Consider the following 3,664-nt stretch of genomic DNA (forward strand, 5'->3'; position numbering starts at 1 on the left):
CCCATGATGTTTTGACCGGGCTGCCCAACCGCCGCCAATTCAGCGACAAACTGGGAAAAATTCTCCCGGTCCGTGCAAAGGCAGGCCTTGCACTGATGCAGATCGATCTGGACGATTTCAAGCCCGTCAATGATACGCTGGGCCATGGAGCCGGAGATATCGGCCTGAAGCTTGCGGCCGAAAGGATTCGAAAGGCGCTGGGCAAGGACGAGACCGCCTATCGCCTTGCAGGCGACGAATTCGCCGTCATACAGATCGCCCGAGAGCAACCGGATGAGGCCGAAAAATTAGCAGAATCGCTGATCACCGAATTTCGCAAGCCTTTCACGGTGGACGGAATCACCGTGTTTGTCGGTGCCAGTATAGGCGTTGCAATCGCACCTCGCGACGGCAATGAGAGCGAGCAGTTGATGAAGGCTGCCGATGTTGCCCTTTATGCCGCCAAGAAGGACGGACGTCGGCGCGCGCGGACCTTTAATCCGAGCATGCTGCATGTGCTGGAACAGCGAGAGGTATTGAGACGAAGCCTTCGGGTTGCGCTGCAACACCGTGAATTCTTTATCGAATATCAGCCGCTGGTCGATCGGTCGTTGGCGATAGCCGGCTTCGAAGCACTGCTGCGTTGGCGCCACCCAATCCTCGGCGTGATCTCCCCGATCACCTTTATCCCGATGGCGGAATCAGACGGCCTTATGAGCGAAATCGGTCAATGGGTGCTAGAGGAAGCGTGCAGGCAGGCTTCGACCTGGCCTGCCCACTATACTCTTGCGGTAAACCTGTCTCCCGCCGAATTTTTAACCCCGGGTCTGACCGACCGAGTGTCGCAAACCCTCGACGTCGTCGGACTGCCCTCGGAGCGCTTGGAGCTCGAGATCACCGAAACCGTGCTGCTGGAGCGCACGATCAACAATCTTGATACGCTGAACACGCTCAACGTGCTTGGCATCCAAATTTCCCTCGATGACTTCGGAACCGAGTATTCCTCTTTGAGTTATCTGAAGAACTTTCCCTTCGATAACATCAAGATAGACAAGTACTTTATCAACGACCTGCCTGATGATCAGAAGAGCCAAACCATCGTACGCTTCGTCATCGCCATGGCCCACGGGCTCGGGATGCGCGTGACTGCCGAAGGCGTTGAGACGGCCGAACAGGCCGCCTGGCTGCAGGCGGAGGGATGTGACCGGTTGCAAGGCTATTTCCTGAGCCCGCCGCTGGGGGCCGACATGGTTGATGAATTTATTGGCAAGCATGCTGACACGGGACCCGAATAATGATCGGGTCAAATGCTGAAAAGTGAAGCGGCAATTCGCCAAGGAGGTGTCGATTGACGAATCAAGAAGCGGCAATTGGCCCCACATTTGACCAGTTGCTCAGTCTGAAGATGGACATGGCGAGCTTTACCGCCGACTGGCTGCATTGCGATCAGTTGTCCAACTACGTCGCTCGAATGGTCAGCCATGACCGGCGCGATCCCGTGCGCCATTCCAACCTGCTCTCCTCAGCCCTTAACGAGCTTCTGGAGATGTCGTTTCGCTCAGAGGCGAATGACGGTGAGTTCGTATGCAACTTTTATCGCTGTCAGGAGACCGAGCGCATCGAGCTGATCTTTCCTTGCCCGACAGAACAGCGACAATTCTACAGGAAGATTGTCCTGGGATTAAAAAACCGCCGAGCCGTTATAAATTATTGCAACTTGATCACCAACGATGCCGCCTCCGATGGCCAAGCGATCCTGCTCGGACTGGTTGTGAACTATGACGCGGAAATCCAGATCCGCGATTTGGGTATCGGCACACTTGCATTCATTGTCGACCTGCCGCTCGAAAGGCTACTGAATTGACTGCACAAAGTCCTTCGCCTGTCTTTACAGCGCAATTCAACATCAACGATCAGGAATTCTCCCTTGCCGGCGTGCTTCGACCTCATTCCACGGCTGAAATTGCCGACGATCTCTTGCTGCTGCGAAATGGTATCGAGACCGTCAGCGGTGTTTTATACGTCAATCTAAAGCGCGTTACGCATATGAACAGCACGGCATTTCGTGCCTTGACGCGGGTTTTGGTCGATGCTTCGCGTTTAAGGCCCGAAATCAAATTCGTGGTCGTCGCATCAAGCGTTGTCGCCTGGGCGGCACGGATGTTCCGGCATTTGAGCGATCTTTCACCGAACATTGCGCTCGAGATCTACGACTCGGCTTTTTATCCCGGCCAGACATTCGTTGAAAACAAAAGCTTCATTCCAATCCTCAGAACGCAGACCAAGATGACGTGGCGGCATGAGCGAGAGATATTGCCGCGCCATGGGCTTCGCAACGGCATGGTGATTGCCGACATCTGTTGCGGCATTGGCGATTTCGCGATGCTTGTCAGAAAGGAGTTCGGTCCAGCAAGGATCGTTGCGCTAGACCATTCCTCGCCAAGCCTCGACTATGCCCGTGATGTTGCCGAAAGGTTCGATGTCCGCGATATTGAATACACTTACGGCGATGCATCGCAGATGCTGTTCGAAAGCGACCAGTTCGATTTCGTGACCTGCCGGCACTCGTTGCAAATCTTCGATCGCCCCGAACTGCTGCTCAGGGAGCTCTATCGGATCTGCAAACCTGGCGGCCGGGTTTACATCACCAACGAGAAGAACTCCCACTGCCTGGGGGAGCCGCGGGCCGACAGCATCCAATGGACTTATAACGAGGTCGCCAAGCTCTTTAGCCATTTCGACATGGACGTCGAAATGGGGCCAAAGAGCTTGCGTCTATTGTTGGACGCGGGCTTCGAGGCGGTGAAAATGGAAAGTTTCATGGTCACCAACCTCGACGGCGATCCCCAGGAGTTCGCAGACGTCATCGCGGCATGGCGAGATGTTTACGCAGGCGAAATGTCCGTCCGCAGGGGCGATTCAGCGGAATTCATCGAACGTTTCAAACAAGGATTCGCCGACCATATCTTTGCGGCGCTTCATCCAAAGGGCTACGCCGGCTGGCCCATTTGGGCAGCGTCCGGGCGAAAACCGCTATGATGACCGCGCCGATCAGGAAGCCAAGACTCGGCCTGCGCTCATTTCGCGCGAAATTCATGATTGTTGTCGGTGGGGCGGTCCTTTTTGACCTGCTTGTCAGCGGCGGTCTCGCCCTTTGGAATGTCCAGCGACTTTCTCGGGATGCGACGGCCGAAGTGGGACACGGCCTTGAACGGGCAAGTCAAGATTATATCCGCGCCTATACCGATTCCACGGCCGCGCAGGTTGGCTTGCTTCTCCACCAGGTCCATTCCGACGTCAAGGCGTTGACAGGCGTGCTTCAGGGTCAGATCGATCAACCAGCGAGGAACGGGGAGATTGGAGCCGCCATGGCAAGGGCGGCTCCAGATGCGGTGACCGTGACGTTTGACGCCAAGGGTAAATGGGCGCAGAACCTTCCAGGGGCGCCGTCGGTCGTCAGCGTGTGGGGCTACCTCCTGGACAAGGATCGCCGTCCGCTGCCGCAGGTGCAGACGGATATCGAGACGAGTGCGGTCCTTGATCTTGTCGCGCCCGACCTCCTGAAAAATGGCGCATCGAAGCTGCAGATGTACTATATTGGGCCGAAGGAGCGCCCGATCTTCAGGACCGCACCTTATACAGATCAAGCGCAGACTTTCGATCGGCTTTATCCCGGTCACAACAG

At 55.9% G+C, this 3,664-nt stretch carries 3 protein-coding genes and 1 pseudogene; all 4 read left to right on the forward strand.

Annotated elements, in window-relative coordinates:
* A partial coding sequence (locus tag C9413_RS29490) for a bifunctional diguanylate cyclase/phosphodiesterase (protein WP_170251300.1) occupies positions 1 to 1,274 on the forward strand: 1,274 nt, incomplete at its 5' end.
* Between the two features lie 53 nt (positions 1,275 to 1,327).
* The gene (locus tag C9413_RS29495) at positions 1,328 to 1,843 is read left to right on the forward strand and encodes a hypothetical protein (protein WP_040115428.1); all 516 of its coding nucleotides are present in this window, start codon (positions 1,328 to 1,330) and stop codon (positions 1,841 to 1,843) included.
* The gene (locus C9413_RS29500; RefSeq protein ID WP_040115427.1) at positions 1,840 to 3,018 is read left to right on the forward strand and encodes a class I SAM-dependent methyltransferase; all 1,179 of its coding nucleotides are present in this window, start codon (positions 1,840 to 1,842) and stop codon (positions 3,016 to 3,018) included. Before C9413_RS29495 ends, C9413_RS29500 begins: the two co-directional genes overlap by 4 nt.
* Positions 3,015 to 3,664: pseudogene (locus C9413_RS29505) on the forward strand (hypothetical protein); the annotation flags it as partial. The gene C9413_RS29500 and the pseudogene C9413_RS29505, both read left to right, overlap by 4 nt.

The sequence above is a fragment of the Rhizobium sp. SEMIA 4085 genome, from assembly GCF_013004495.1.
GTDB lineage: Bacteria > Pseudomonadota > Alphaproteobacteria > Rhizobiales > Rhizobiaceae > Rhizobium > Rhizobium gallicum.